At 59.6% G+C, this 25,319-nt stretch carries 21 protein-coding genes and 3 pseudogenes; 5 read left to right on the forward strand and 19 right to left on the reverse strand.

Annotated features, from left to right (window positions below):
• Nucleotides 1-49: 49 nt before the first annotated feature.
• Nucleotides 50-1,126 carry a sensor histidine kinase gene (locus GVL52_RS22470; protein ID WP_160011181.1) on the reverse strand — a complete coding sequence of 359 codons (1,077 nt, stop codon included), beginning with the start codon at nucleotides 1,124-1,126 and terminating at the stop codon, nucleotides 50-52.
• A gap of 427 nt (nucleotides 1,127-1,553) precedes the next feature.
• Nucleotides 1,554-2,404, reverse strand: a pseudogene (locus GVL52_RS22475) (SDR family oxidoreductase).
• Between the two features lie 594 nt (nucleotides 2,405-2,998).
• On the opposite strand from GVL52_RS22475, the gene GVL52_RS22480 reads away from it, so the two are divergent.
• Both GVL52_RS22480 and GVL52_RS22485 read left to right on the forward strand, forming a co-directional pair.
• Complete coding sequence (locus GVL52_RS22480; protein ID WP_160011183.1) at nucleotides 2,999-3,922, forward strand: DnaJ C-terminal domain-containing protein; 924 nt, start codon at nucleotides 2,999-3,001, stop codon at nucleotides 3,920-3,922.
• Entirely contained in the window at nucleotides 3,919-4,242 is a 324-nt protein-coding gene (locus GVL52_RS22485) for a chaperone modulator CbpM (protein ID WP_160011185.1), read from the forward strand. The genes GVL52_RS22480 and GVL52_RS22485 overlap by 4 nt, the downstream gene beginning before the upstream one ends.
• Before the next feature lie 41 nt (nucleotides 4,243-4,283).
• On the opposite strand, the gene GVL52_RS22490 is transcribed toward GVL52_RS22485, so the two are convergent.
• The 17 genes and pseudogenes from GVL52_RS22490 to GVL52_RS22570 all read right to left on the reverse strand — a co-directional run bounded on the left by GVL52_RS22490 (nucleotide 4,284) and on the right by GVL52_RS22570 (nucleotide 24,200).
• On the reverse strand, nucleotides 4,284-5,006 hold the full coding sequence (locus GVL52_RS22490; RefSeq protein WP_306440376.1) for a LysR substrate-binding domain-containing protein: 723 nt from the start codon (nucleotides 5,004-5,006) through the stop codon (nucleotides 4,284-4,286).
• Between the two features lie 206 nt (nucleotides 5,007-5,212).
• Complete coding sequence (locus tag GVL52_RS22495) at nucleotides 5,213-6,271, reverse strand: sensor histidine kinase (protein ID WP_160011189.1); 1,059 nt, start codon at nucleotides 6,269-6,271, stop codon at nucleotides 5,213-5,215.
• Between the two features lie 3 nt (nucleotides 6,272-6,274).
• Nucleotides 6,275-6,844, reverse strand: coding sequence for a chemotaxis protein CheB (locus GVL52_RS22500; RefSeq protein ID WP_160011191.1), 570 nt, complete (start codon nucleotides 6,842-6,844; stop codon nucleotides 6,275-6,277).
• Entirely contained in the window at nucleotides 6,841-7,677 is an 837-nt protein-coding gene (locus tag GVL52_RS22505; RefSeq protein ID WP_160011193.1) for a protein-glutamate O-methyltransferase CheR, read from the reverse strand. Before GVL52_RS22505 ends, GVL52_RS22500 begins: the two co-directional genes overlap by 4 nt.
• On the reverse strand, nucleotides 7,674-11,102 hold the full coding sequence (locus GVL52_RS22510; RefSeq protein ID WP_160011195.1) for a response regulator: 3,429 nt from the start codon (nucleotides 11,100-11,102) through the stop codon (nucleotides 7,674-7,676). The genes GVL52_RS22505 and GVL52_RS22510 overlap by 4 nt, the downstream gene beginning before the upstream one ends.
• A gap of 169 nt (nucleotides 11,103-11,271) precedes the next feature.
• The gene (gene qatD / locus GVL52_RS22515; RefSeq protein ID WP_160011197.1) at nucleotides 11,272-12,036 is read right to left on the reverse strand and encodes a Qat anti-phage system TatD family nuclease QatD; all 765 of its coding nucleotides are present in this window, start codon (nucleotides 12,034-12,036) and stop codon (nucleotides 11,272-11,274) included.
• Complete coding sequence (gene qatC / locus GVL52_RS22520; protein WP_244619254.1) at nucleotides 12,033-13,352, reverse strand: Qat anti-phage system QueC-like protein QatC; 1,320 nt, start codon at nucleotides 13,350-13,352, stop codon at nucleotides 12,033-12,035. Before qatC ends, qatD begins: the two co-directional genes overlap by 4 nt.
• A gap of 47 nt (nucleotides 13,353-13,399) precedes the next feature.
• Nucleotides 13,400-14,299, reverse strand: a complete 900-nt coding sequence (qatB, locus tag GVL52_RS30960) for a Qat anti-phage system associated protein QatB (protein ID WP_244619255.1) — start codon at nucleotides 14,297-14,299, stop codon at nucleotides 13,400-13,402.
• On the reverse strand, nucleotides 14,299-16,269 hold the full coding sequence (gene qatA / locus GVL52_RS22530) for a Qat anti-phage system ATPase QatA (protein ID WP_160011201.1): 1,971 nt from the start codon (nucleotides 16,267-16,269) through the stop codon (nucleotides 14,299-14,301). Before qatA ends, qatB begins: the two co-directional genes overlap by 1 nt.
• Nucleotides 16,266-17,123, reverse strand: coding sequence for a restriction endonuclease (locus GVL52_RS22535; RefSeq protein ID WP_244619256.1), 858 nt, complete (start codon nucleotides 17,121-17,123; stop codon nucleotides 16,266-16,268). Before GVL52_RS22535 ends, qatA begins: the two co-directional genes overlap by 4 nt.
• A gap of 61 nt (nucleotides 17,124-17,184) precedes the next feature.
• The gene (locus GVL52_RS22540) at nucleotides 17,185-18,222 is read right to left on the reverse strand and encodes a nucleotidyl transferase AbiEii/AbiGii toxin family protein (protein WP_160011203.1); all 1,038 of its coding nucleotides are present in this window, start codon (nucleotides 18,220-18,222) and stop codon (nucleotides 17,185-17,187) included.
• Nucleotides 18,215-18,808, reverse strand: a complete 594-nt coding sequence (locus GVL52_RS22545; RefSeq protein WP_160011224.1) for a DUF6088 family protein — start codon at nucleotides 18,806-18,808, stop codon at nucleotides 18,215-18,217. The genes GVL52_RS22540 and GVL52_RS22545 overlap by 8 nt, the downstream gene beginning before the upstream one ends.
• Before the next feature lie 190 nt (nucleotides 18,809-18,998).
• Entirely contained in the window at nucleotides 18,999-20,858 is a 1,860-nt protein-coding gene (locus GVL52_RS22550; protein ID WP_160011205.1) for a heavy metal translocating P-type ATPase, read from the reverse strand.
• Between the two features lie 350 nt (nucleotides 20,859-21,208).
• Nucleotides 21,209-21,874: pseudogene (locus tag GVL52_RS22555) on the reverse strand (IS5 family transposase).
• 85 nt (nucleotides 21,875-21,959) lie between these two features.
• Nucleotides 21,960-22,388 (reverse strand): nuclear transport factor 2 family protein, encoded by a 429-nt coding sequence (locus GVL52_RS22560; RefSeq protein WP_160011207.1) that lies wholly within the window; start codon nucleotides 22,386-22,388, stop codon nucleotides 21,960-21,962.
• A 211-nt stretch (nucleotides 22,389-22,599) separates the two neighbouring features.
• The gene (locus GVL52_RS22565) at nucleotides 22,600-23,244 is read right to left on the reverse strand and encodes an SMC-Scp complex subunit ScpB (RefSeq protein WP_160011209.1); all 645 of its coding nucleotides are present in this window, start codon (nucleotides 23,242-23,244) and stop codon (nucleotides 22,600-22,602) included.
• A 2-nt stretch (nucleotides 23,245-23,246) separates the two neighbouring features.
• Nucleotides 23,247-24,200, reverse strand: a complete 954-nt coding sequence (locus tag GVL52_RS22570) for a DUF1403 family protein (RefSeq protein ID WP_160011210.1) — start codon at nucleotides 24,198-24,200, stop codon at nucleotides 23,247-23,249.
• 269 nt (nucleotides 24,201-24,469) lie between these two features.
• Here GVL52_RS22570 and GVL52_RS22575 point away from each other — a divergent pair, with 269 nt between their 5' ends.
• From GVL52_RS22575 to GVL52_RS30650, 3 genes and pseudogenes are all read left to right on the forward strand, one after another.
• Entirely contained in the window at nucleotides 24,470-24,724 is a 255-nt protein-coding gene (locus tag GVL52_RS22575; protein WP_159952732.1) for a type II toxin-antitoxin system VapB family antitoxin, read from the forward strand.
• A complete protein-coding gene (locus tag GVL52_RS22580; protein WP_160011211.1) occupies nucleotides 24,724-25,116 on the forward strand; it encodes a type II toxin-antitoxin system VapC family toxin in 393 nt (130 codons plus the stop codon). The genes GVL52_RS22575 and GVL52_RS22580 overlap by 1 nt, the downstream gene beginning before the upstream one ends.
• Nucleotides 25,113-25,319 (forward strand): annotated as a pseudogene (locus tag GVL52_RS30650) (integrase); the annotation flags it as partial. The gene GVL52_RS22580 and the pseudogene GVL52_RS30650, both read left to right, overlap by 4 nt.

A 25,319-nucleotide genomic window follows, 5' to 3' on the forward strand; every position in this document is an offset into this window, starting at 1 on the left:
GATGTTCTTCCCAAAACGGTTATGCTTGCGACACAAGCAGCGTTATGCCTCAAGCCGTGTTGGGCATTCGGGAGGTGAAAGTTGCTCGGGTGACCGCCACTTTCATGCCCGCCTCGCTCGATGAAATCGCGACGAACGCATCGAGTTGCTTGGCGAGTGCGTCGATGATCACGGCGCCGAGGCCGGAACCGGGCTCGGGAGATGCGTTGACTTCACCCCTTCCGACACCGTTGTCGGAGACGACAAGTTTCCAGTCCGGATCCTGAACCTCGTAGCTTACGAGGATGCGCGCATCCGCCCTCGGTTTGGGAAAGGCATATTTGATCGCGTTGATCACCAGCTCGGTGACGATCAGGCCGAGACTGACTGCATTCGCCGAAGGTATTGAGCTTTTATCCGCGGTGACGTCGATGGTCACCGTGTTGGTCTCCGGCACCATGGACGCGGCCAGCCCCGAACATAGCTTCTTGAGATAGGCGGCCACCTCGATCTGGTCGATCCCGTCGGTCAGGTGCAGATAATTCTGGACCGCAGCCACGGACATGACCCTTTGATGGGCATCCTCGAGATGATGGCGGGTTTCTGGCGACGTCACGGCCCGGGCCTTGAGCATCAGGATGCTGGCGATAATCTGAAGGCTGTTGGCGACGCGGTGCTGCATCTCCTGGAAGAGGACACGCTGCTGCGCGAGCAGCTCCTCGGTACGCTCCAGCAGGGCCTGTTTTTGCGCTTCTGCCTGTCTCGCCTCGGTGATGTCCCGAAACGCCAGCAAGGTCATTGACCGGCCGGAACCCGCATAGCGCACCGTCCTGGCGCTCAACAGCATGGTACGTCGACCGAGCCGGGGAACCTCGCGCTCGAACTCGAAACCGGCGATCGGCTTGTGCTCGGGAATAGCGGTTTTCAGGAAATCGCGTAGCACCGGGATGTCCCACTGCCGCTCATCGAGATCATAAAGGGTGATCCCGTGCGAATGGGTCGGATCAATATCAAACGTGTGATAGAACGCATCGTTCGCCGCGATCACACCGAGCTTGTCGTCGAGAACTACGAATGGTTCGGGTATAGTCTCGACGATCGCCAGAGCGAGCGTTTGGGCGTCCTCTGGATGTTCGAACTGTTTCATGGGGCCCATGCCCCCAACGATGTCGGCGCGAGCCGCGGCCTGCACATGAATTGCTGTTCCGATGTTATGACCTGCCTCGAATGACCCCTAACACATTCGCACCATCAAGGGACAGGTGTCCGTGCGGGTTTTTATTCCCGGGCTGCCGCTGCATATCCAGCTGGCAAGCTCTCTCCTTCCAACTTCTTGCTGATGCCACCCTGATCGGGATCGCGATCCCCGTGTAACCGAGGTCGGCTCGATCGAAGGACAGGTCGATATCTTCGGCAGACCGACGAAGGGCACCGAATGCTTTGGAAATGGACGTGCCACTCCTGGCAACGCCGTCGGCGGGTCCTGCCTCGCAATAGTGGATCTCGAGCACTCCTGAGGATGCGCGCTTTAAGGTTGGCTTTTGTGACATGATTATTCCGCCTGAAGGTTTCCGTCAGATGAAGCTGGCTTCCTGTGAGGCAAGCAAAACAAAGACCGGGGCAAGCTCGACCGGCTGGCCGGGGCGACCGAAGTCGCTGTCCTTGCCGAAATTCTTCACCTTCTCGTCCGGCTGGCCACCACTCGGTTGGAGAACCGTCCATACCGGTCCCGGTGCGGCGACATTCGCGCGGATACCTCGTTCGATCAGCTGTTTGGCGAGAGCCTTCGTATAGGCGACGATACAGGCTTTTGTCGTGGCATAGTCGAGCAGTATCGGTGATGGGTGATAAGCCTGAATGGAAGCTGTCGTTATCACCGCGGAACCCACGGCCATATGCGGCACGGCGGCCTGTGCGATCCAGTGAAGCGCATAGAGATTGGTCTTCATCGTCTTATCGAAGTCCTGGGTCGACAAATCCTCGATCTTCTCGCAATACTGCTGCCGACCGGCATTGACGACGAGAATGTCCAGACCGCCAAGCCCGGAAACGGCCTTCTCTACGAGCTCCTTGCACCATGCTTCGTCCTTGATATCTCCCGGCAGGGCGACAGACTGTCTGCCCTCGGCTTCGATAAGGGCGATCACCTCTTTCGCGTCCCCTTCCTCATCCGGCAGATAGGCAATCGCGACATCGGCGCCTTCGCGAGCGAACGCGTTGCCGCGGCGCGACCGATGCCGGAATCGCCGCCGGTGACGAGCGCCTTCCAGCCGTTGAGCTTCCCCGACCCGTGATAACTCTCTTCGCCGTGATCCGGAATAGGATCCATCTTGCGGGCAAGGCCGGGGGCCTGTTGCGGCTGATCCGGAAAAGGGGGACCGGGATAAAGCCTACGAGGGTCGTTTAAGGAGAGTTTGTGGTTCATGATGACATCCGATGTTTTTTGAGAATGCATGTCTGCGAACGCCCGTTTTATTCCTTTGTTCCTGCAACTCCGGCGGCTCCGAGCAAACTTTGAACCTTCGTTCGCCGTGATTATCGATGAACGAGGAAATGAAGTCCAAGTGCGCAGACAAGCAGATGCAAGATCGACCACATCGCCGAAAGCGGCAAAGACTGCGGCATGCTCGGCGACGGCAAACAAGGACGATATTGGTGGCGAAAAGGCGGCGGTTCCCGAAAGAGCAAGGCACAGGTCATCCCGGAGCTACAAAGGGTGGCGAGAAACGAGCAGGCAATCGCGACCGGCGACAAACCGTCACGGCTTCGGCAAAGAACACGGCTGCTAACGAAAGGCCTATCGCCGAGCACCGCGCCCGACTCTGGCGAGTCCGGTCACGCGCTCCAATGACGCTCCGCTCGCAGGTGCTATGTATTCTTAGACCAAGTGCAATACAAATCAGGAGGTCGCCTTGCATCTGTTGAGCCGGGGAAACCCAATTCCTATTTATCATCCAAACCGGCGTTGGCCACGCCAGAGAAACTGGCCCACAAAAGCGCGACCGACATGGAGAGACGGATGAGTGATGATCCATATGAGCTTCTCGGGGTGAAGCGCGATGCTTCGCAAAAAGAGATCCAAGCGGCGTTTCGCAAACTCGCAAAAAAACTGCACCCTGATCTCAATCCCGGCGACAAGAACTCCGAGGAGCGGTTCAAAGCAATTTCCGCCGCAAACGAGATTCTCGGTGATGAAGAAAAACGAAGACGTTTCGATCGCGACGAGATTGACATCACGGGTACCGAGCAGCAACCGCGTCAATATTATCGCGACTACGCGTCGCAAGCCCGCTCGAGCGACCCTTATCGCAACAATGCCGGCTTTGCGGATTTCGGGGACGGCGATGACGTGTTTTCAAGTTTCTTTTCCAGACGAGCGTCGAGCGGACAGTCCCGCTTCAAGGGTCATGATCTGCACTTTTCGATGAACATCGACTTCCTCGAAGCTGTAAATGGCATGAGAACGCATGTGAGCTTACCTGATGGTCCTAGCCTGGAAGTTCACGTGCCGGCAGGGACCCGAGACGGGCAAACCTTGCGTCTGCGCGGCCAGGGTTCGCCGGGATCATCATCGGGCCGACCGCCGGGTGATGCGCTCATCGAAGTGCATGTTCGCCCGCACCCGTTCTATGTCCGCGACGGCGACGACATTCGTCTTGAGGTGCCGATAACGGTGAAGGAAGCCGTTCTTGGGGGGAAAATAAGGGTTCCGACTCCGTCCGGGCCGGTGAACCTTACCCTGCCAGCTCATTCGAATTCCGGAAAAACCCTCCGCCTGAAAGGAAAAGGGGTGGCAAAGACCGGAGGTGGCCATGGCGACGCCTACGTCAGCCTCAAAATCGTGCTTCCCGAAACGCCGGATGAGACATTGTCGGCATTCATGCAGAGCTGGGCTGCGGCAGACAATCACGATCCACGCAAAATCATGGGAGACAAGCCATGAATGACGTCGAACTTCGCGAGATCCTATCCATCGAAGTGACCGTGCTCGAATTCTGGATCGAACAGTCCTGGATCGTCCCGGACATGACAGGGGGAGAGCCGAGCTTTCGCGACGCTGACGTCGCCCGCGGCCAACTCATCCTGGACCTACTCGACCGAATGGGTGTCAATGAAGCCGGCGTGGATGTGATCATGGAACTGATCGACCAGCTACATGGCATGCGAGAGACCATGCAGGATCTCGTGCGCGCCGTCCGGTCGCAGGATGAAGACACTCAAATGAAAATATTCCGGCAGACGAGTGCGCGACAAATCGGCTAGTCGCTTGGCCCAGAGCGACGGGAACGGGGCGGGATTTAGTCCTACCGCAATCGGCCGGACGTATCTTCCCCTTTCCTATCCACGATATTTCCAAGCGCGGCATATTCCCGTGCCAAGAAATCGAGGAGCGCCCGGACTGACGGCAGCAATCCTCTTCGCGATGGAAACGCCGCATGAATGATGCCGGCCCTGGGCGCCCAGTCGGGTAGCAGATCGACCAGTCGCCCGGTTCGCAAATCGTCCTCGATGACGAAGGTCGGAAACTGGCCCACGCCCGCGCCGCGTAAGGCTGCGAGCCGTAGCGCCACCATATCTTCCGTGACGAAACGTGGCTTGGTCCGGATCGTCGACAAGGCGCCGCCCGGGCCATCGAGTCGCCATTCATGATCCAGCCTGGCGGGGTCCCATGCAAGGCTCGGCAATCCTGACAGGTCTGCCGGGACAAGAGATCGCGCGAATGCCTGGACGACCGATGGACTGGCGACCAGGCGCGGGCTGTCCGCCAGCCGGCGAATGACGAGATCGCTGTCGTCCAGCGGCGGAAAGCGAACCCGAACAGCAAGGTCGAATCCTTCACGAATCACATCCACCCGGCGATTGGTGCTTTCCAGCAGCACCTCGACCTTGGGGCATTGCTCCATGAAACGTGCGATCATCTCGCCGACCTGAAAATAAATGATAGAGGACGGGCAACAGTTCGACTCAGCACGCGGCTGATTTAACTCAGATACTCCGCGCGACGCGGCACCTATCGCTCCGAGTATCTACCGTGCTTAGATGTCGAACGTACATGTCCGGCGGATGCTGTCGGATCGCCCGGAGATCAACAGCGAAGGCGAGATCACAATCTCGAGCCTAGATTCAGCGTGTTGAAGGCCATGTTTGCCATCATTAAGCTCGATTCCGACCACCCACAGAGCACTGCTGTCAGCGTGCCCTATGTCGATTTGCTCGAAGGGAAGCTTGCAGGTTAGTTCACAAGACGTGCCAACGGTACCTTTACCGACAACGACAGCCCCTCGGCTCGCCAGTCCTTTTCCATCGTCCCGCTCAGGCCTTGGAGCGCCGCTTTTTCGAGCGTTGTACCGAAGCCTTCGCGATCCGATGCCTCCGCGAAACCCAGGGCGCCATGCTCATTCCATTTCAGATGAAGGAGTTCGTCTGCGGTACAAACGTCGACGGTCAATGTGCCGGAAGGAGTGGATAGGGCTCCATACTTTGCCGCATTCGTCGTCAGTTCGTGCAAGAGAAGCGCGAAAGATGTCAAAGCATTGCCGGCGAGAGGCGCATCCGAGCCAGTGATGACAATGCGTGAGCCGTCAACATGTTCGTACGGCGCCAGAATGGCCTTGAGCAGTGCGGTCACGGTGGTGTCAGTTTGATTTGCCTCACCATCGCGCGTGAGGTCAGGCATCGTCAGTTCATGCGCCATGGCCAAAGCGTGCATCCTCGATCTAAGGTCCGCCGCCAGGTCTGTTACGCTTTTCGACCGCCGCGCGCTCAGAGAGATAAGACCCGCCGCGAGGCTGAACAGGTTCTTGATCCGGTGATTTATCTCGCGCAGGAGAACGTCCTTATGGCGAGCTGCCTCCCTGAGGGCCTCCGCCTGCATCTCCAGTTCGTCTCTCTGCGCCGCCAATTGCTGGCGTTGTCGGTAGAGTTCAAAAAAGACGTCAACCTTGCTCCGCAAAATGTCCGGCTCGATCGGCTTCTGAATGAAGTCAACCGCACCTGCCTCGTACCCGCGAAACCGACGCTGGCCGTCGGTTGTCCCGGCTGTGACGAAGATGATCGGAATACGGCGGGTACGGTCGTTGCCGCGCAGGAATTCCGCCAGTTCAAACCCGTTGAGGCCTGGCATTTGCACATCGACGAGGGCAAGCGCCACATCGTGTTGTAGCAGGAGCTCGAGTGCCTGGTCGCCCGACCGGGCTTTCAGAAGAAGAATATCGTCACGGCGAAGCAGCGCCTCCAGTGACAGGAGATTTTCCTCAAGATCATCCACCAACAGAAACGGAACCGGCTCCATGTGTTACACAAACCTCTTTAGATATTGGGCAATCGCCTCAAGTGAAAGGACACGCGCGCCGGGACACAATCGGAGGGCGGCTTCAGGCATTGCGGTTGCGAACGCGTCCGCCGGGTCTTGAACCAGCGCCAGCCCACCCGCTTTGACGGCGGCAGCCAGACCGGTGGCACCATCGCTGTTGGCACCGGTCAGCACCACCGCAATCAGCGCCGGCCCAAAGGCATCGGCACCGCTTTCAAACAAAACATCGATCGATGGACGAGAAAAAAGAACGCGCTCGTCGGCAGATAGTGAAAGAGTCTTATCCACTTCAATCAGCAGATGGTAGTCGGGTGGAGCAAAATAGATCGTGCCACCGCTCATCGGTTGTTTGTCCATGGCTTCCTGGACGTCAAGCTGACACTTGGCCCGAAACAGTTCGGCCATGATACTGCGTTTGTCTGGCGGAACATGAACGACGACAATGATCGGCAGGCGAAAGTCGGCGGGAAGCGCAGGCAGGATGACCGACAGGGCTTCGAGCGCGCCGGCAGACGCGCCAATAACGATGGCTTCGGGTTGAACTCTCGTCATTCCGCCCGCCTCTGGTAAATTTTCTGCTCACGCACGAAATCGACGAAAGCGTTGGCGTGACTGGAAAACCGCAAGCTCTCCTTTGCGCCGAGACCGAGAAATCCTTTGCGGGCGATCGAATCCTTGAAGAGACCGAGCGCGCGGTCCTGCAGATTCCTGTTGAAATAGATCATCACGTTGCGGCAGGAAATGAGATGCATTTCTCCGAAACCGGCGTCAGTTACAAGACTGTGATCGGAGAACACGACGTTTCGACGCAGGGTCTTGGCGAAGGAGACCCTCCCATAGGCCGCCTGGTAGTAGTCCGAAAGCGAGGACTTGCCCCCGGATTTTCTGTGGTTCTCAGTGAAGAGCGGTATCCGATCGAGGGAATATACTGCCGCCTCTGCAGCTTCTAACGCTTGATGATTGATGTCGGTGGCGTAGAAGATTGTCCGATCTTCGAGCCCCTCCTCCCGGAACAGGATGACCAGCGAATAGAGTTCCTCGCCGTTGCTGCAACCGGCAACCCAGACTTTCAACGAGGGATAGGTACGAAGATGCGGTACAAGCTTCTCGCGGACAGCTTTGAAGTAGGTCGGATCCCGGAACATCTCGCTGACCTGAACGGTCAGATAACGTAGCAACCGCGGCAGCAGAGCCGGATCATGCAACACGCCTTCCTGCAATGCCGAGAAGGTTGGAAAACCTAATTGTTCGCGAGCCTGCTTGAGCCGACGCTTGATCGACGCCATCGCATAGTTGCGAAAATCGTAATGGTACTTGAGGAACAGGGCTTCAAGCAGGAGCCTGATCTCGATGTCTTCGATCTTTGCGGGTGCTAATTCGCTCATTTGGGCATCCAGACGCGGACGAGCGACAGCAGCTTCTCCACGTCAAGCGGTTTGGCCATATAGTCATTGGCGCCGGCCTCGATGCAACGCTGCTGATCGTCGGGCATGGCCTTGGCGGTCAGCGTGATGATCGGCAGCTTCTTCCAGGCCGGGTTCTTGCGGATTTCACGGGTGGCGGTGAGACCGTCCATGACCGGCATCATGACGTCCATGAGCACCAGTTCGATCGGAGCATCCGAGGTTTTCTGCAAGGCCTCGAGCGCCTCTCGTCCGTTGCGCGCGATGTCGACGCTCGCCCCACGCGGTTCGAGAATATTGGTGAGCGCATAAACATTGCGCACGTCGTCCTCAACGATAAGAATGCGCCGTCCTTCAAGCAGGGCGTCGCGGTTGCGGGCCTTTCGGATCATCTTCTGCTGTTCGTCGGGCAGCTCGGAGATGACCTGGTGCAGGAACAGGCTGACTTCATCGAGCAGGCGCTCGGGAGACTTCGCCCCCTTGATGATGATCGACTTCGAATAGCGCCGCAGCTTCTGTTCATCGTCGCCAGACAGCTCGCGGCCGGTATAGACGATGACCGGCGGGAAAGAGTAGGCGCTTTCCTGGCTAAGCGTTTCCAGCAGCGTATAGCCGGAGGCGTCCGGCAGGGAGAGGTCCAGGACCATGCAGTCAAAGGTCTGGTCCTTGAGAAGATCCAGGCATTCGGCTGCTGTGCTCGCTGTGACGGTCTCGACATCGCCCGACCCGAGCAGTCTGGCTACGGCCTCGCGTTGGACGGGATCGTCCTCGACGATGAGAATGCGATGGACCCCTTGAGAAAGTTTCGCGTCGAGCTTTTGCAGGACCTCGACCAGTTGTTCCCGGTTGACCGGCTTGGTCATGTAGCCGACGGCGCCCAAGGAGTAGGCCGACTCTGTGTGATCGCCAGCGGAGACGACGTGGATCGGAATATGGCGCGTTTGGACATCGTGCTTCAGTCTATCGAGGACTGCGAGACCCGATTGGTCGGGTAGGCCCACATCCAGTACGATCGCGTTCGGCATGTGCTGCTTAGCAAGGTTCAACGCCTCCTCGGCAGTGCCGGCCACGATCGACTGAAAACCCAGCTCACGTGACAGATCACGTACGATGGCAGCGAAGGTATCGTCGTCCTCAATGACAAGCAGGATCCGTTTGTTCGTGGTTATGGCGTCGCGATCATCCTCGACCTTACGAGACGGTTTTGCTGGCGCAATCGATCCAGCCTGTTCCGGCTGGACTGATGCCGAGATCGCCGAAACGGGCGACGGTTGATCTCGCGGCGCCACACTGGCCGGATTGTAGTGGCCGGGGACGGTCACAATGAACGTACTGCCCTCACCGGGCTCGCTCTGAAGTTCGAATTCCGCGCCGAGGAGCCGCACAAGCTCGCGCGAGATGGATAGACCAAGCCCTGTGCCGCCGAACCGCCGGCTGATCGTGCCATCGGCCTGGTGGAAGGCCTCAAAGACCCGTCGCTGCTGCTCCTTGGCGATGCCGATCCCGGTATCGGAAACCGAGAAAGCGATCTTGCCACCATCCAGCCCTCGAACAGAGAGCCTGACCTGCCCGGCGTCGGTGAACTTGATCGCGTTGGAAAGCAGGTTCTTGAGCACTTGTTCGAGCCGTTGCGGATCGGTCTCCAGTGTTTGCGGGCTATCTGGCGCGATTTCGACAGCGAAGGCCAGTTCCTTGTCCGCGGCAAGCGGTTCGAATACCTGGTGCAGATTGTTCGCCAGACGCTCGACCGCCACCGTTTCCGGCCTTATTTCCACACGGCCGGCCTCGATCTTCGAGAGATCGAGAATGTCGTTGATGAGGTTGAGGAGATCGTTGCCGGAGGACTGGATCGTCTTGGCAAACTTGACCTGCTCGTCGGTGAGGTTGTCTTCCGGATTGTCGGCGAGGAGCTTGGCGAGGATCAATGACGAATTGAGCGGCGTGCGAAGCTCATGCGACATGTTGGCCAGAAAGTCCGACTTATATTGGCTTGCCTGCTCCAACTCTCGGGCTTTCAGCTGAACGGACGCATTGGCCCGCTCTAGGTCGTCGCGCTGTCCTTCCAACTGCTGGGCCTGCTCTTCAAGCTGTGAATTGGTCTGTTCGAGTTCGACCTGTTGTTGCTCGAGGCGGGCCTGGCTTTCTTTCAGCACCCGGCTTTGTTCCTCCAGTTCTTCGTTGGAAACGCGGAGCTCCTCGCTCTGTGTTTGCAACTCCTCTGACTGTCTCTGAGTTTCTTCTAGGAGTTCCTGGAGCTCGGCACGGTAAGTCGCCGACCGGACGGCGATGGCGACCCCCTCCGAGGCACGCTCGAGAAGGGTTATGACGCGTTCATCAACCGGGTGCAAAAAGCCGAGCTCGATCACCGATTTGACCGCGCCATCGACGCTGCCGGGAACAACGACAAGATGTTTCGGTTTGTCTTTTCCGAGCGCCGAACCAAAGGCAAGATACCCGTCCGGTACTTCTCCGATCACCATTGATCGGCCTTCGGCGGCCGCCTGCCCCAGCAAACCCTCTCTGGGCCTGAACTGCGCCGGCACGCTGGCCCCATCCGGAACTCCATAGGTGGATGCGCGCTCGAATTGCTGGCTCTTTGCAGTAAAGACTGCTCCGGCCACCGCGCCGACATAACGTGCGAGGAAATCAAGGATGCTGTTACCGAGCTGGTCGAGTTGCTGATCTCCCAGTGCGGCTGCGGCCAAGCCGACCTGTCCGGACTGTAGCCATTCGTCACGGCGGCGAGCCAACGTGGCACGCCGGATCAGAAAACCGATCGTGGCGGTTAGGAGAATGCCAAGCAGCCCAGACAAGAGGGTGCTGACGAGCGCACGCTGCTGAGCATCCTCCATCTCGACAAGGCGACGGGTGCGAACCTCTCCTTCCGCCTGACTGATCGCGGCTATCTGCGCGCGGATCGCATCCATCTCGATCTTGCCGCGGTCGGAATTGACGATTGCGAGCGCGGATTCTATGCTTTGGGTACGACGAAGGTCGATGGTTTCACTCAATTCTTTTAGTTTGGCGTCGACATGTTGCCGAAGCGCCTTCAACCGCTCACCCTGGCCTGGGTTGGCGCCGGTAAGCTCACCGATCTCATCAAGCTGTGGCGGGACTGCCCCGAGGGCGACCGTGTAAGGAGCGAGATATGCCTCGTTGTTTGTAAGAAGAAATCCGCGCTGACCGGTTTCGGCATCTTGAACCTGCGAGAACAACTCATCGAGCGCGACGATGGCAATGTGGGTCTGCACAATCCGGAGGTTGCCTTCCCGAAGGGCCTGCGAATTAAAGTATGCGACAAGGGCGCTGACGACAAAAAAGATAACCGCCGCAGCTAGGCCAAATGCCACACTGAGATCAAGGCCCAGTACCAATTTGTTGGATCGGGGCCGTTGGTTTCGATTCATGGCTTCTCTCTGACAGCTTGCCTTAAAAGGGCTGGTGATAGCATGGTTTGACGGCATTCGCCGACGATTTGGCTATAGCGCGTACTGCAATTCAGATCCACGTCAAGCCACGTAGAGCATTCTGGCAAATCATTGAATGACCATCGCCGAAGGTTGGGTGACGCACTTTTCATGGAACCCGGTCCAGCAATGACCGAAGGTTCGAGACGATAACCTTTGTCATCGCGCCCGATGAAACCCCAAGGATGGCCGCCGTAGCGTCGGCGACAAACGGCACGTCGCTCGGTTCGGTCGCCTTTCCCTCAAGCTGGGTGAACGGCCCGTCCGTTTCGGTGAGGAGGCGGTCCCGCGGCAGGCTTGCGATCAGGTCTCGACCGCGATCGGTTCGTGTCATTTCGGCATTGATAGAGAAGTAACACCCTAGAGCCACCGCTCTGCGAGCCTCGCTCTTGCTGCCAGTGAACCAATGAAGCACGACGGTCCCGCTGTCTCGTGGAAGATAAGTTTCGATCATGTCCAGAACCGCGGGCGCGCTCCTGACGCTGTGTACCGTGAGTATTTTGCCGCCGGCTTCGGCGCATCGTATGAGCACACGCTGAAACACATGTTTTTGAGCTTCCAGCGACTTGTAGAAGCGAGGGCCCGCATCGAGACCGACCTCGCCCACGTAGCGTGTCTCGGGCAAATGACGTTCCCACAATGGCAGTTCATCGGCGCGGTCGGCAACCAGTTGAGGGTGTAGCCCCAGCGCTGCGCGAACATAGCGTGTGTGTCGCGTGAGTTCGTGGTTGCGTGCCCACGCTCTCGGCGTCGTCGTCACCGTCAGCGTATAGATCCGCGCGGCTTCCGCCCTTGCGACGGCCGCTGCGTGATCGGGATAGAGGTCGAGGTGACAGTGGAAATCCACGCCACGGATTGATGCCGTCTCGCTCATCCGGGTCTCGTCCTCACGCCCTTCAGGAGGTCCCCGACTTCCTCAAGTCCGCGTCGGTACACGTCCGCGAGAGCGGCTTGCCGCTGCGGACTTTCATCGAAGAGCGGTCCCGGTTTGTGAATGAGGAGCGGCGCCAATCCCGGACGCGCCCGAAGGCGCTCGATGGCAAGCTGGAAGGAGCGGACCTGCACCCCTTCCGACTGTCGGGTGTCCAGCACGTGAGCGGCGAGATCGGGCACGGTATAGACCGTCGGATCGGTATCAGGCCGCAAGCCCTTAAGCAGGGCCGCGCGCCGTATAAGACAAGGCAGGCAATAGCCGCAGTGTTGTGTGCCGAGCCCTTGCCATCTCCCTTTCGTGGGGGAGGCGCAGGAGAGCGATGCCGGCGTGAGCTGACGCAGAAGCGTCAGGTTGGCGCATTCCTCTGCCATCTCGCCTTTCGTGCGATCCCAATAGGGGTTCTCGATGCGGCCAACGATCCCGAGCTCGGCCAGGGCATCATTCCAACGGGCGATATAGAAGGGATGCGTCGTGCGCGTGCTCAGCGCGCCGAGCCGGAGCGGGTCGAGCGGCACGTTGACCGCGATCAGGCCGTTTTCGGGTACTTTCAGAGTGAAGGCCCGCTCAAGGCCGGTGCCCGCGAATATCCCCAGAGCGAAGAAGAGGAAAGACCGCCCTCGCGTGGTGTTCTCCCCAGCCGATCCACGCACCAAACCATCGGGGAAAGCCATCCAGAGACGCAGGCGCTCAAAGCCTCGTCCGCGATACTGCGCTTTGAGCGCCTCGTAGATTGTTCCTTGCGCATCGCTGGTGGCGCCTTCGCCGGCATGGCTGATGAGCAGCGGGATACGGCCCGCCTCGAGGGCATCGATCGCTCCGATCAGACTGTCGAGGCCGCCCGAGAACAAGGCGAGGTCGTCGAAAAGAGGTCCCAGCAGCCTTGCGGGAGCCGTTGAAGCCACGCGCGCGAAGCGCGGTGGACGGGAGCGGAATCCCAACGACCAACGATCACCGGTGAGGAAGTTCAACAGTCTTTCGAATGTCGAGGCGGCGCCCTGCCAGCGGGCCACGTCCGATACGGGGACGATCAAGCGCAATTCACGCGTCCAGCCATCCTGGGATTCGCTATCGCGCGAGACGCGGGTGTCGGCAGCATGAACATGCGCCGCCAATACCAGGAGATCCACGCCGATTTCCGACGGGAAGACCCCGAGGCGAGAAACATCGGTCAATGCGCGCCCGATCCCATGGTCGAGTGTTCGTTCGCCGACGACGAGGTCGAGCCGCGTTTCGGCTTCTCCGTCGCCCAGTGGCATACGGTCACGATCGCCAGGCCCGTAGCGGCCAGTGATAACATGTCTTCTCATACGTCCTCCGCCTCCGCATCACCCATAATCCGAAGGATGCCGAATGCCTGCTCATAGACGCGTCCGACAAAGGCGAGCACACGATCGGGCGTCAGCGCAGCGGCCGCTGCTCGCGCTGTCGTCAGCGCATCGGCGACCCCGCGCCTGATGAAATCGTTGAGCTGCGCCTGTACGCGCGCAGCTTCCCGGCTGTCGCTGGGCAGTGTCACTGTCCTTGCCCCGATATCGTTGCAGAGCCGGGCTTCGATCGCATTCGTCGCATAGAGTTCGAAAACAGTCTGCATCTGTTCGGCGGTGATGCCGTCGAGGTCCGTGATGCCTGCTCCGGCGAGGTCGGCGATGGTTTCTATGAAGGCTTCACGGGCGATACCTTCATCGATCGACCCGCCATCGGGGCAGACATAATCCGCGAGACCGAGAAAGATCTCTTCGATCGGCCTGCCGGCCAGGCCGTCGAGGTTGAGGGCGCGCAACGCTTCGGTGGCACCACGGTTGACTGCATCCGACAAGAAGCCGAGCAGGCGACTGCCGGCGCCCCGGGCCGACCCCATCCGCGCGGCCGCCGTACGCGCGCCGCCGGAGGACGAACCAACATAGTGAGATACAGCGCGGCCGAGACTTCTGCGGTCGTCACCGCCGGAACCGGCGAAGCGCGAAAAATTGTTGCGCGCCGCTGAAAAGCGGGTTGGATCCGCGATCGGTGGCAGTGGAGATCTCACTGGCGCAACCGGCGGCGCGTCAGGTGGTGTTCCGTCAGGGGGAGCGCCGTCCGGCGGCTGACCCGGAGAAGCAGGCGTACCGTCAGGTGCTGCCGGCGCGGCGCCGTCATCCCCAAGCCAGCTTGGGACAAGAGGAGTGCTGCCGCCCTGACCGCCAAATGCGCTGGATGTGCCCATCAGCGGCCTCCCTGCCGGGTGCGCAAAACACCGTTGGCGGCCGCCTTCAGCATCAGCCCACCGTCCTTACCCCATGTCTGCAGCAGTCGATCGTAACGCTGGACGGCCTCACCGTCCTTGATGACGCCCTCCCAGCCTCCGCACACCCATGGACCGAGGCGATCTCGAGGAAGTGCGTCGAGAAAATCGAGGAGTTGGCCCTGAAGCGTGGGATGGGCCTTGATCAATACCGCGAGACCTGCCGCGCCGGCGGGCTCAGTGTCGAAGGCGTCAGCGCCGACGATGCGGCCGCGAACCGCTTCGAACACCTGTGCAGCCTCAGGTGGGGCGAGCCGCTTGAGATCGGCTTCCAGTCCCTGCACGACGAACTTCCCGCCGAAGAGTTGCTCGACGACAGCCGCCAGGTGTCCGAGAACGGAGGCGGCGCCGAAATAGTCCTTCCGATCCTTGGCCACAAACAGGTAGGGACGGAGATCCTCGTCGCCGATCATTGTGGGCACCATCGCCCAAGCCTTGATGACGGGCGACGAGAGCCACTCACCCAAAAGCGCGCTCTCCGTCGACTTCACCACTTCAAGCGCGGGTTTCGCGCTTTCGGCGTCTTTACCGGTTGTTTTCGCCGCCTTCGCCTTCGGTTTGTCGTCCTCCTTCTTTTTCGCTGCGGCTTCCAGAGGAGCCAGATCGGCGCATTTGCCATCGCTCGCAGCCGCGGCTGCGGCGGCGATCTGGTCGAACAACCGCGGAATGAACCGTTCGGCGAGCATCAGCTTGGCGAGGACGGGCAGCTTCACGTCATCACCGAAACCCCGCGCCTCGGCGGTGAGCTGTCGCATAACCAGCGTATTGAGGAAGCGCTTGATCTGTCGTGGGTTGCCCTTCGTGCCGCTAGCGAGGATCGGTCCGATCTGATCGCTGAGGGCGAGCGCATTATTCGCACGGGACGCCTTGTCGCCAAGGGCGGTTCTGACCGAGGCGGAATCCAGCGCACCTGAGGTCCAGGGACGTTTCAGGCGCTCTCGTGCGACGCCAATTAGTTTGTTGAACGCCGGATCGTCGTCACCCAGTTCGGACGCGACGAGCAGCAACGTCACGTAGATACGCGTTTCGGTGTCGCCCAGCGCGGGGATTCGAAATGGGACCTGGATCAGCTTCTCGAGATAGTTGCGGGCATATGTCTGCGGTCCGGTCGTATCAGGCAGATCCGGGAAATGCTTGCGCACGGCGTATTCGATCATCGCCTCGTCTGCCGCGACCACGAACGCGGTCCGTGACGTGAAGACAAACAGCCGGACCGCTTCCAAGGTTTCGATGGCTGTGTCCGGGAGGCAGCGATCGAGGTCATCGATGAGGACGACGAGCTGTTCGACACCCGCCTTTTCAAGGAGTTCATCGAAGGCTTTGCGGAAGGCGTTGATCTCCTCTGGAACGTTGGCGCTTTCACCTTCCCCGTCTTTCAGCAGCCCCTTTACGCCATCTATAGCCGACTGGACATTATCCTTGGTGGCGAGCTTCGCCGGATCGGAAAGGAAACCCTCCAATGTGCCGACGATTGCACCGATCTGGTCGGGCGTGGGGATGCCCGTAAACGCGGTGAAAGCGAGACCGCCAGCTTTCTTGGCGACCTTGAGCCAGTCGATACGGCGGAACACATCCTTGACGGCTTCACCTGCCCGCGTCAGCGCCGGCCGCTTCTCGATGAGCCCGGTGACGATGCCCTCGATCAAGGCGATCTTGGCATCCTCGAACCCCTGAAAACGCCATCCGTTGAACTTGAGGCAAAGGACCTTCGATTCCTTCTCGAAACCAGCTTCGATCATCTCCAGGACGCTCGATTTGCCGGCGCCCCAGTCGCCATGCACGCCGATCGTCACCGGTTGATCAGGGCGATCTCGCAGGAGCTTAATAATCGTCGTGGCGATCGCCTCGTTGTTGAGAAGATCAACCTTGGTTTCGTTGTCTGTCAGGATCATCGGCTCCCCCCGTTCTGATCGAAAAGTTCCCGGACCGAGATGTGGGGTCGGCCCGTCTCGGCCGCCCTGCGGACCTTGCGCTCAAGCACCGCCTTCAGCGGAATCTGGCGATCGAGCGCATCGTAGATGTCACGGCCGTCCATACAGATGAGCCGCTTGCCCGAGCCGAACGCAGTCAGCCCCTCGGCCGTGAAACCATTATAGCTGACGAAGAGTCCTCGCGCCCAGGCCGCCTTCTGTTCGAGCTTACCGTGGAAAACGTGCAGATCGGCGACGCCGGTCGGCAACGAATGCCACTTCGCCTCGAAAAGGTAGGTCTCCTCGCCAAGCAGGAAGCTGCCATCGATCTGCTCGCCGGTGTTGCGGAATGGCTCTCGGGCAGTCAGACCCGCCATATCGAAGCTGCGCTTCAGGAAAGCCTCGAAAGCGTAGCCTCGCTCATGGGCTTGAAGCGATGCGACGGCCACGAGTTCGTCTCGCAACTCGGCGAGGAGACGCCAGTCGAATGCCGGCCGGGGAGCCTCACCAGCGCCATTGGAAGCATCTCCTGTCAGGCGCGCCAGAAGTGTCAGATACCGTCCTTCCGCGTTGACAACAGGATCCGGCTGACCTGTGCGCGAGAGGTATTCGCCGCGATGTTCCCAAAGCGCCCGTAGCGCGCGGATGGCCGTGGCGTCGTCGACTTTCTGGAGGAAGCAACGCAAGCGCTTGCCCTTTGATCCGCCGTGCTCGGCGTAGATCGGATCGTCTATGTCGATGTCGAGTTCGGCAGCAAAGAATTGCGAGAAGCTCGAATCCGAAAAATCCAGTACGTAGCCACGCCCCCGTGCGAATTCGACGAGGTCCTCAATCAACCGCAGATCGATGGATCGTATCGAGCTAATGAACGTCCTCCCCCCCCGAACACCAGTGTATCTATTTGTTTACTGTTTCTTCCAGGACTGCAACTTTCGCAAGTATTTCATCGAATGGAGGCGGGCTCTCGTCGAACATCATTGGCGCCATCGCCCGATAGTCCGCCCGCAGGTCCTTGATGCGCGCCTCGCTCGGCAGAAGGCGAAGCGTGCCCGCCCGAGCAGTGTCGTAGTTCGCCCAAGCCGATCGGAAGAAGATCGCCTTGTGCTTGGCCACAGTGACCATGAGGTCGACGTCATTGGCGGCGGCCTTTCCCTCTTCGGTGTCGAGGAGCATGGCGAGATCATAATAGTGCCGTGAGAAATATTGCGGCGTCGCCGATTCCACAGGACGGTGCGCCTCGGCGTGCAGGGCTGTGGCTTTCTCCCAGAAGGTCCGTTGAGCCGCCAGAACGGTGACAATCGTATCAGGATGCTCGAAGAAATCCGCAAAATCTTCCGCCGCATACGGGCGGATCACCTTGTCTTCTGTCGGCCAAGGATCTCCTCGTGCCCCGAACTCCAGCTTCACGCGCGGCGTAATATAAGCCATGTTCGAATATTCTGCGGTACCCAATGCGGTTGGATACTGGAAGTTCACAGTTTGCCGGTCGGCGGCATCTATTTCCAGCGACCACTCGCCTTTTTTCGGTTCACCCAGCTGCGCGATGATCACGGAGTGAAAGGCCGGAACCAGCTTTTCGGCGATATGCTGCTCGACATCGCTCACCAGCGCTTCGATGAGCTTGCTCGCCTGCTTCTTGCTGATGCCCTCCTGCTCGGGATCGCGATCACCCGTGTAACCGAGGTCGGCCCGATCGAAGGACAGGTCGATATCTTCGGAAAACCGGCGGATGGCGCCGAAGGCTTTGGAAAGCGACGTGCCACCCTTGAAGACGAGGGAGGCCGTAGCGTTATCCCGCAGTCCGAACAGCCGCCTCAGGGTCCAGCAAACCCAGAAGTCCTTTTCGATGATGGTGTTCGCGACGCCACGGGCAGCACCCGTCTCCCCGAAGAGGGCTGCCCGATCGCGAGATGGCAGAAGCGCCACCTTATCCATTGACGCCACCCGGGGCAGCGTTGGCGATCGAGACGAGCGTCGGACGCATCCAGGCAGGCGCTTGGATCGCAGTGGACGCGAGCGTCTTCTTGTCACTTGCCGATAGGCGCTGCGCCGCGACATGCATGACGTCTGCGGCCCGCACAGGTCCGACGTGGCGTAGTGCCTGTACGACTGTGCCAGCCGCACTGCCTGGGGCGATCAGATGCTTGGGCGAGGCGTGACGCAAATCCACCACGCGTTTGCCCAGCACGACGCGTCGTGAGGGGCCGTCAGTCAGATAAGTGCTCTTCGCGGGGACCTGTGTCGAGAGGCCGAGCGCATTCGCCGCCCGCGCACCAGCGATTTGCACCTGCGAGCCAGTCTCGCGCGCGAGCGCCTGGGCGACATCGTCTGGGGCCGGCGCGAGAGGACCAAGCTTCGGATGGATCTTCGGGAGATCGTATAGACCCCGTGCGAGCCGGCGAAGTTTGCCGCTCTTTGCCAATCTCGAAAGCGCCTGGTCCACGGCCGCGCGGCCGGCGATCCTCAAGAAATCACTAGGCGTGAAAACGCTACCTCGGCCGCCCGCGCGAGCGCGCTTCATGATCTGGTCCGGAACTGATGTCATGGTCGGTTTCATGTGTCAGAAAATAGACTACATTTTTCTGACATGCAAGCTCTAGCTAGAACGGATTTGGGCCTTAAGTCCCCATGGCATATTCGGCTGCTCTATGCTGGATATGATCTCGCGAAGGCAATCATCGGGGTCCGCGATCGCTTTCAGGAAACCCAGGCTATGCCGCGTTCTCCTGCCCTATTTGAGGTTTGATCCCGAGAGCACGCATTGAGTTGAGGATCACAGCCACATCGATCATTTCCTGGATGATCGCGCCCTGCACGGGAGTTATGAAGCCTAGGGCGGCAGCCATCATGCCAACAACCGACATACCAATACCCGCCACCACGCTTTCCATCGCAATTCGCCGGGAACGCTTTGCGATCTCGATCCCCGGCAGCAAGCGATCCAGATGATCGACGAGAAGAACGATATCGGCGGCTTCAGCCGAGGCAGCGGCGCCGCGAGCTCCCATCGCCACGCCTATGTCAGCAGCCGCAAGAGCCGGCGCGTCGTTGACACCATCCCCAACCATCATCACCGGCCCATTCTTTCGCTCAGCGACCACGAGAAGAACTTTCTGGTCCGGTGTCAGTTCCGATCTGACCGCATCCAGTCCAATTCCACTGGTTATATTTTCCGCGACCGCCCGCCTGTCGCCAGTGGCCAGCACGATACGGCCAATGCCCAGCCGCCGAAGGTTTGAGATAAGCTCTGCGGTTCCTGTCCGGAGTGCATCCGCCATGGTGATGTAGCCAGCGATTTTGTTATCGACAGCGAGAGCGACAACTACCGTACCTACATTCATGATCCGGCTCGCCACGGCCGTCGCGCCGACCTGTTGATTGACGAACGCAACTCCTCCCACCGTGACGAGGCGACCCGAAACTGTTCCGGAAATTCCCTCTCCAGGACGCTCGATCACGTGATCCGGCACTGGCAGCATAACACCCTTGCGGCGCGCCGCCGTGACAATCGCCTGGGCCATCGGATGCTTTGACGCTTGCTCGAGAGCCGCAGCGAAATACAAAACCTCGTCATCCGACATCCCATTATGTACTTCGGTGGACACGATCTGTGGACGTCCATCCGTCAAGGTTCCGGTTTTATCAAGAACGAGCGTGCCGATCTGTGCCAAAGCCTCCAGTGGCTTTGCGCCCTTGATAAGAACACCAAAATGGGCTGCACGCGAAAGCCCGGCCACCAGGGCGACAGGAACAGCGAGAATCAACGGGCACGGCGTTGCGACAACAAGCACCGCCACGGCACGGACCGGGTCACCAGTGAACCACCAGGCAGCGGTTGCCAGCGCTATCGTCACAGCAAGGAACAGCATGGAATAGCGGTCGGCCAACCGTGACATCGGCGCCTTTGATGCCTGTGCTGCTTCTACCAGCCGAACGATCCCGGCGTAGGTGCTGTCGGTCGCACGATGTCGAACATGCAGGTCAAAAGCCTCGCCCGCATTCGTCGATCCGCTCAGCGCCTCTTCACCACGCCCCAACTGCACGGGCATCGATTCACCCGTAAGGGCGGACTTATCGAGGATCGCGTGCTCGCTGTCGATGTAGCCATCTGCCGGCACGACGGCGCCCTGATGGATCAACAGAAGGTTACCTGGTTCAATTTCGTCGAGTTCGACATCTTCAAGAGTGCCGTTCGCATGCCGTGTCGCAGTCCCGGGAACCCGCGACAGAAGTGCGCTCATTTCCCGCTTGGCACGACCCTCGGCAAAACTCTCCAGAAAGGTGCCGCCGGAATACATCACGGAGACGACAGATGCGGCGAGCGTTTCACCAAACACCAACGCTGCCGACATCGAAAGCGCCGCCACGATGTCCAGTCCGACTTCGCCTCGCCAAAGACTGCGAATGATCTCCACGACCAGCGCAATAAGGACCGGAACGACACCGGTACGCCAAGCAAGCGTCGCTGCATCCGGTCTGTCGGCCGCGAAAAATCCCAGACCGCTCATGAGGCCGAGCATCGCAACTAGGAACAACGCGGATTTCGCACGATCGTAGGTCAGAGAAAACATAGGTTTCTTTCGGCGCCACCTCAGCGGCATGGAGAACGGTTCAGTCGTATACCTGTTGGGCCGTGGCTTAGACAAAGCCGTTCCTACGATACCGCAATAATCCCGCCTACATTGGACTTCGAGGCCAACGTCCAGTCAATGAACCTGCCAGGGCGCCAATAAATGCGATCGCCACTTTTGTGCGCATGCAGCAGGTCAAATGCGGTTGCGACCGGAGCGTCGGAAAATTTGGCGGAGCAAATATCTGTCCAATCGTCTGCTACGAGGGCGTCCTGGCGATCATTTGCAGGCGTCAGGCGTCAAAAGTCTGCGCATTGCACCTACCGTGTCTGGCTTCATTCATGATTAGATTAGGCCGATGACTCTAACGACCTGATCCAAATCCTTTCTGCCGCTAATTTGACGGCAGGAAGGAAATTCAAGGGCTCCTTGTCCTATCGCGTGGCGATGGCTCTGAACTGTTTGAGTTTGTTGAAGAAACGCTCGACGAGGTTGCGCTGGCGATAAACCCACGAGCTGAAGGGAAAGCTTGCTTCCGATTGCTTTGACGGGAATGTTGGCCCAGGCCTGCTTGCGCTTGGCAAAGTCTCGGAGAGCGTTGCTATCGTAGGCCTTGTCCGTCAACACGATCGTGCCTTTGGAGATTTCCTGCAACGTTGGCTCGGCCATGAGCCCGTCATGGGCTTGTCCGGCGGACAAAGCGACACAGATCGGTCGACCATCGGCATATACGACGGCATGGATTTTGGTGGTCAGGCCGCCACGGGAACGCCCCATGCAGCCATCGTCTTGACCCCCTTTTTCCCGTGGCCGCATGTTGAGGAACGCGGACACAGGAACTGTCGACCATAACGATCTGGAACATCCGCCCAGGTCGAACCTGTCCGGAACCTCCACAAGATGCCATCGAATACCCGCCGGCCGCCTACCCGAGGCACCCCACGCGGCTTGTTGGGCAACAAGGGCTGGATGACGGTCCATTCAAAATCAGTAAGATCAAACCGTCGACGGGTCATGAGAGGCCTCCCTATAACGGCCTCAGTGAATCAAAATCAGACCGATTTGCAAACCTGTTTATGAGTGCGGCCTAGACCAGCGCAATCAGATGATGCCGTGCCTGCGAAGCTCGGCGTCCTCATCGCCAGTAATCCAGCCAAACACCTTGCATCGACCATTGGCCAGGCGCGTTAAATACGCATTTGTGAAGTCGATCGCCTTCTGGCTTCCATCGCTGTCGTAGGTGGCCCGCCAGTCCACATGCACAAGCGCGTGCATCGCGTCGATTTCCTCGGCACGCAACTCCACGACCTCGATCCGTTGAGCGCCGATTTTGCGATTGCGCGCGAAGCCAGTAGCAAGCGCCTTCTTGAAATCCTCGTCCTTCTTGCCGGCCATAACGCCTGCGGCAGAAGACCCAATAAATGCATCTTCATAAAGATCACTGATGGCGGCCATGTCCGGCTTGCCGGCGAGCGCCGCGTTCGTCTCACTCTCATAGCGACCAAAAAGGTCCCTAATTGCCTGCTCCATGGCCAAACTCACTGAAATGCCCTTACCCGTTCACGCCTTTGAAGCTCAACGCATTCCGGCGTCGATGGTCTTATCGAACCAAAGCAGCACGCAGCGGTTTGCATGCCATTCCGATTTACGAGTTCACGGCCTGGTTCGCAAGAGAAGGAAATCGGAGCTTGCGCATTATTTCGCACCCGACAATGGTTCGTTCGCGACCGGCATGTCATCGCTAGGGGGAGGTGGCCCTGCTTAGCAATCCAGCATCCTCGAGTGCCTCAGTATCAGGTAGATCACGCAGAGCATCAAAGCCAAAGGCTGATAGGAAATACCTGGTCGTTACATAGGTGTAAGGTGCTCCGGGCGTCGGGCTGCGCGGCCCGGAGCCGATAAAACCCGACCCGCGCAAATTGCCGATCGTGTCGCGGCTGACTTCCCTGCCAAAGATCTTTGAGAGCTCGGCACGAGTGACCGGCTGGAAATACCCCACCGCCATCAACACCATCGCCTCGAACTCCGAAAGCGCCGCATCCCCTCCCCTTGTTGGCGCCGAGGAAGCCCGGATGGTTTCGGCGAACCGCGGTCGTGTTCGGTGCTGCCAGCCGCTGGCGACCGACACCAACTCGTACGGCCGGTCTCGCAGCTCCTTGACTAGATCGTCGATCAGCAGATCGATGCTGCAGTCTTTGCCGACCACCCGTGCCAGCGTCTCGCGGCTGACCGGCTCGGCCGATGCAAAGATCACGGCCTCGACCCGCAGCATCCATTCGCGCCAGCGCATCTCCGGCGGCAAGTCTTCCAGCTCCCGATCGTAGAGCACGTCTTGCCGATCTTTCGGAGCACGTCGACTGCTCTTGGTTGCGCTCGTCCCCGCCATCGTCACAAACCAAAGATCCGGAAGGCGGAACGCCCGGACAATTCACGCAACGCCTCAAAGCCTTCGAGCCGTTCGAACAGGCGGTTCGCCGCCCAACGGGATAAGTTGCTGCCGGGCACCGATGCCGGCAACGCGTCTTCGTTCAGCAATCTCTGGATGACGGGCTTCGCACCCTTGGTGCGAAGCTTCGGCGCCACGGCGAGTAGCCGTGCGGCACGGCGATCGATTTCGACCGCTGAGCGCAGGGCCGCGTCAACACCATCGACCAGCGCCAGGCAGATCGCTTTTGGATAAGCCGGCTCTCCCGGTCGGACGCGTCCCCTGCCGCCGATCGTCCGGAAGGCCGGCCCAAAACGTTCGGGCAACAGCAGCGGTACCGGTTTCGGCCAGTTCAGTTTTCGCGAGAGCACGACGTCTGCCAATCCAAGCGCCAGCACCTCGGCGTCCGGGCGAGCGGTTGCGCTGGCCGATATCAGATCGGCCAGCGCAAGGGGTGGCGCGCGCCCGGACTGTATCGCGGTATCGACAAAATCAGGGGCTGAGGCAAGAGCATCGTCCCAGCGGATCCCCACCAACACGCAAAGCTCCTTAACGAATGGCAGGGTGATTGTCCCGGATTGGCGCGTCAGCAATCGTGTGGCCAGAAACAGCTTTCCGGCCGGGCCGGTATCGTCGCCTGCTGCCGTCAGCAGGACAGCGTCACGCAACGCGTGTTCGTCCTCGTTGCGGCCGAGCATCTTCGCGGCGACGGCGGCTGATTTGAGGGCAAGTCGATCGCGCCAGCAACCGAGCCATGGCGGATCGGCGCGGATCAAATCGTCGAGGGATTTCAGAGCGATACCAGCGGCGAAGGCAGCGTCGATCTCGCAGGTGTTGCGACCACGCGGCAGAGCCCAGCCCGGCAGGCGGGGCGACCAAGCGGGAGCCGTTGATGCGGAGGGCGCGAGCGAATCCATGCGCTAAAGTGTAGATCATGTGCGCACTTTAAGCCAGAAATATTGCCTTGAGCCGCACGCCTTGTCGGGAATAAATAACGTCCGATAAGATTGCATTATCGGACGTTTTATGCTTTGTAGAGAAAAGGCCGTTTTCGTCGACCTGAACATCTTCCGCACTCATCAAGCGGACTGAGCAGCGTCAAATATCACACCTACGGACGTCGTGACCGGCGTCGCCGCAGCGGCCTCAGGTAGATTATAGATACCAAGGAACCTGGACACCTGCAATGGCGCTAAGCATCAAAGATCCCGAGACCGAGAAACTTGCACGCGCGCTCGCCGCGCGCACCGGTGAAACCATCACGATTGCGACGCGGCGCGCGCTCGAGGAGCGCCTCAAGCGAATTGGATCACACGCGAAGAAGGATGCGCTGATGCAGGACATGGAGGCAATGCAGCGGCGCCTGAGCGCTTTGCCGATCCTCGATGATCGCAGTGCCGAGGACATCATCGGCTACGACGAAAACGGCGTCCCGAGCTGATGGTGATAGACACATCCGCGATTGTGGCGATCTTCTTCAACGAGCCGGACGCCCAGCAGTATCGTGAACGCATCGCCGACGATCCCATGCGGCTTATCTCGGCAGCCACGCTTGTCGAAGCCTCGATGGTTATCGAGGGGCGGTTTGGCGAGGCGGGCGGAGCAGAACTCGATCTCTGGCTGCACAAGGCCAGAGTTGACGTCGTGGCGGTAACAGCCGAACATGCCGATCAGGCGCGCCGGGCCTGGCGCCGCTTTGGAAAGGGCCACCATCCGGCCAGCCTCAACTACGGCGACTGCTTTTCCTACGCTCTCGCCGCGCTCACCGGCGAGCCGCTGCTGTTCAAGGGCAACGATTTTTCACAGACCGACATCCAGGTGACCTGGTCATGACGAATGAGAGACCGCAGTCCGAAGATGCCGAGGTTCTCCCGCTTTCGAGCGAGACCCCTCGCCTGCCGACGCATCTGCAGGATCTCACAGAGCGCGCCCGGATCTATGTCGAGGCCGCCAGCTCCATCAACACGCGGAAGGCCTACACATCCGATTGGAAGCACTTTTCCGCCTGGTGCCGACGGCAGAACTTACCCCCCCTC

Origin of the sequence: Rhizobium sp. 18055 (genome assembly GCF_902706285.1) — a bacterium.
GTDB lineage: Bacteria > Pseudomonadota > Alphaproteobacteria > Rhizobiales > Rhizobiaceae > Rhizobium.

Excerpts from the sequence above, each read along its gene's own strand:
- GVL52_RS22470 (WP_160011181.1), bottom strand. The coding sequence starts at position 1,126 with ATGAAACAGTTCGAACATCCAGAGGACGCCCAAACGCTCGCTCTGGCG.
- GVL52_RS22480 (WP_160011183.1), top strand. The coding sequence starts at position 2,999 with ATGAGTGATGATCCATATGAGCTTCTCGGGGTGAAGCGCGATGCTTCG.
- GVL52_RS22485 (WP_160011185.1), top strand. The coding sequence starts at position 3,919 with ATGAATGACGTCGAACTTCGCGAGATCCTATCCATCGAAGTGACCGTG.
- GVL52_RS22495 (WP_160011189.1), bottom strand. The coding sequence starts at position 6,271 with ATGGAGCCGGTTCCGTTTCTGTTGGTGGATGATCTTGAGGAAAATCTC.
- GVL52_RS22500 (WP_160011191.1), bottom strand. The coding sequence starts at position 6,844 with ATGACGAGAGTTCAACCCGAAGCCATCGTTATTGGCGCGTCTGCCGGC.
- GVL52_RS22505 (WP_160011193.1), bottom strand. The coding sequence starts at position 7,677 with ATGAGCGAATTAGCACCCGCAAAGATCGAAGACATCGAGATCAGGCTC.
- GVL52_RS22510 (WP_160011195.1), bottom strand. The coding sequence starts at position 11,102 with ATGAATCGAAACCAACGGCCCCGATCCAACAAATTGGTACTGGGCCTT.
- qatD (WP_160011197.1), bottom strand. The coding sequence starts at position 12,036 with ATGAGCGAGACGGCATCAATCCGTGGCGTGGATTTCCACTGTCACCTC.
- qatC (WP_244619254.1), bottom strand. The coding sequence starts at position 13,352 with ATGCCACTGGGCGACGGAGAAGCCGAAACGCGGCTCGACCTCGTCGTC.
- qatB (WP_244619255.1), bottom strand. The coding sequence starts at position 14,299 with ATGGGCACATCCAGCGCATTTGGCGGTCAGGGCGGCAGCACTCCTCTT.
- qatA (WP_160011201.1), bottom strand. The coding sequence starts at position 16,269 with ATGATCCTGACAGACAACGAAACCAAGGTTGATCTTCTCAACAACGAG.
- GVL52_RS22540 (WP_160011203.1), bottom strand. The coding sequence starts at position 18,222 with ATGGATAAGGTGGCGCTTCTGCCATCTCGCGATCGGGCAGCCCTCTTC.
- GVL52_RS22545 (WP_160011224.1), bottom strand. The coding sequence starts at position 18,808 with ATGAAGCGCGCTCGCGCGGGCGGCCGAGGTAGCGTTTTCACGCCTAGT.
- GVL52_RS22550 (WP_160011205.1), bottom strand. The coding sequence starts at position 20,858 with ATGTTTTCTCTGACCTACGATCGTGCGAAATCCGCGTTGTTCCTAGTT.
- GVL52_RS22560 (WP_160011207.1), bottom strand. The coding sequence starts at position 22,388 with ATGGAGCAGGCAATTAGGGACCTTTTTGGTCGCTATGAGAGTGAGACG.
- GVL52_RS22565 (WP_160011209.1), bottom strand. The coding sequence starts at position 23,244 with ATGGCGGGGACGAGCGCAACCAAGAGCAGTCGACGTGCTCCGAAAGAT.
- GVL52_RS22570 (WP_160011210.1), bottom strand. The coding sequence starts at position 24,200 with ATGGATTCGCTCGCGCCCTCCGCATCAACGGCTCCCGCTTGGTCGCCC.
- GVL52_RS22575 (WP_159952732.1), top strand. The coding sequence starts at position 24,470 with ATGGCGCTAAGCATCAAAGATCCCGAGACCGAGAAACTTGCACGCGCG.
- GVL52_RS22580 (WP_160011211.1), top strand. The coding sequence starts at position 24,724 with ATGGTGATAGACACATCCGCGATTGTGGCGATCTTCTTCAACGAGCCG.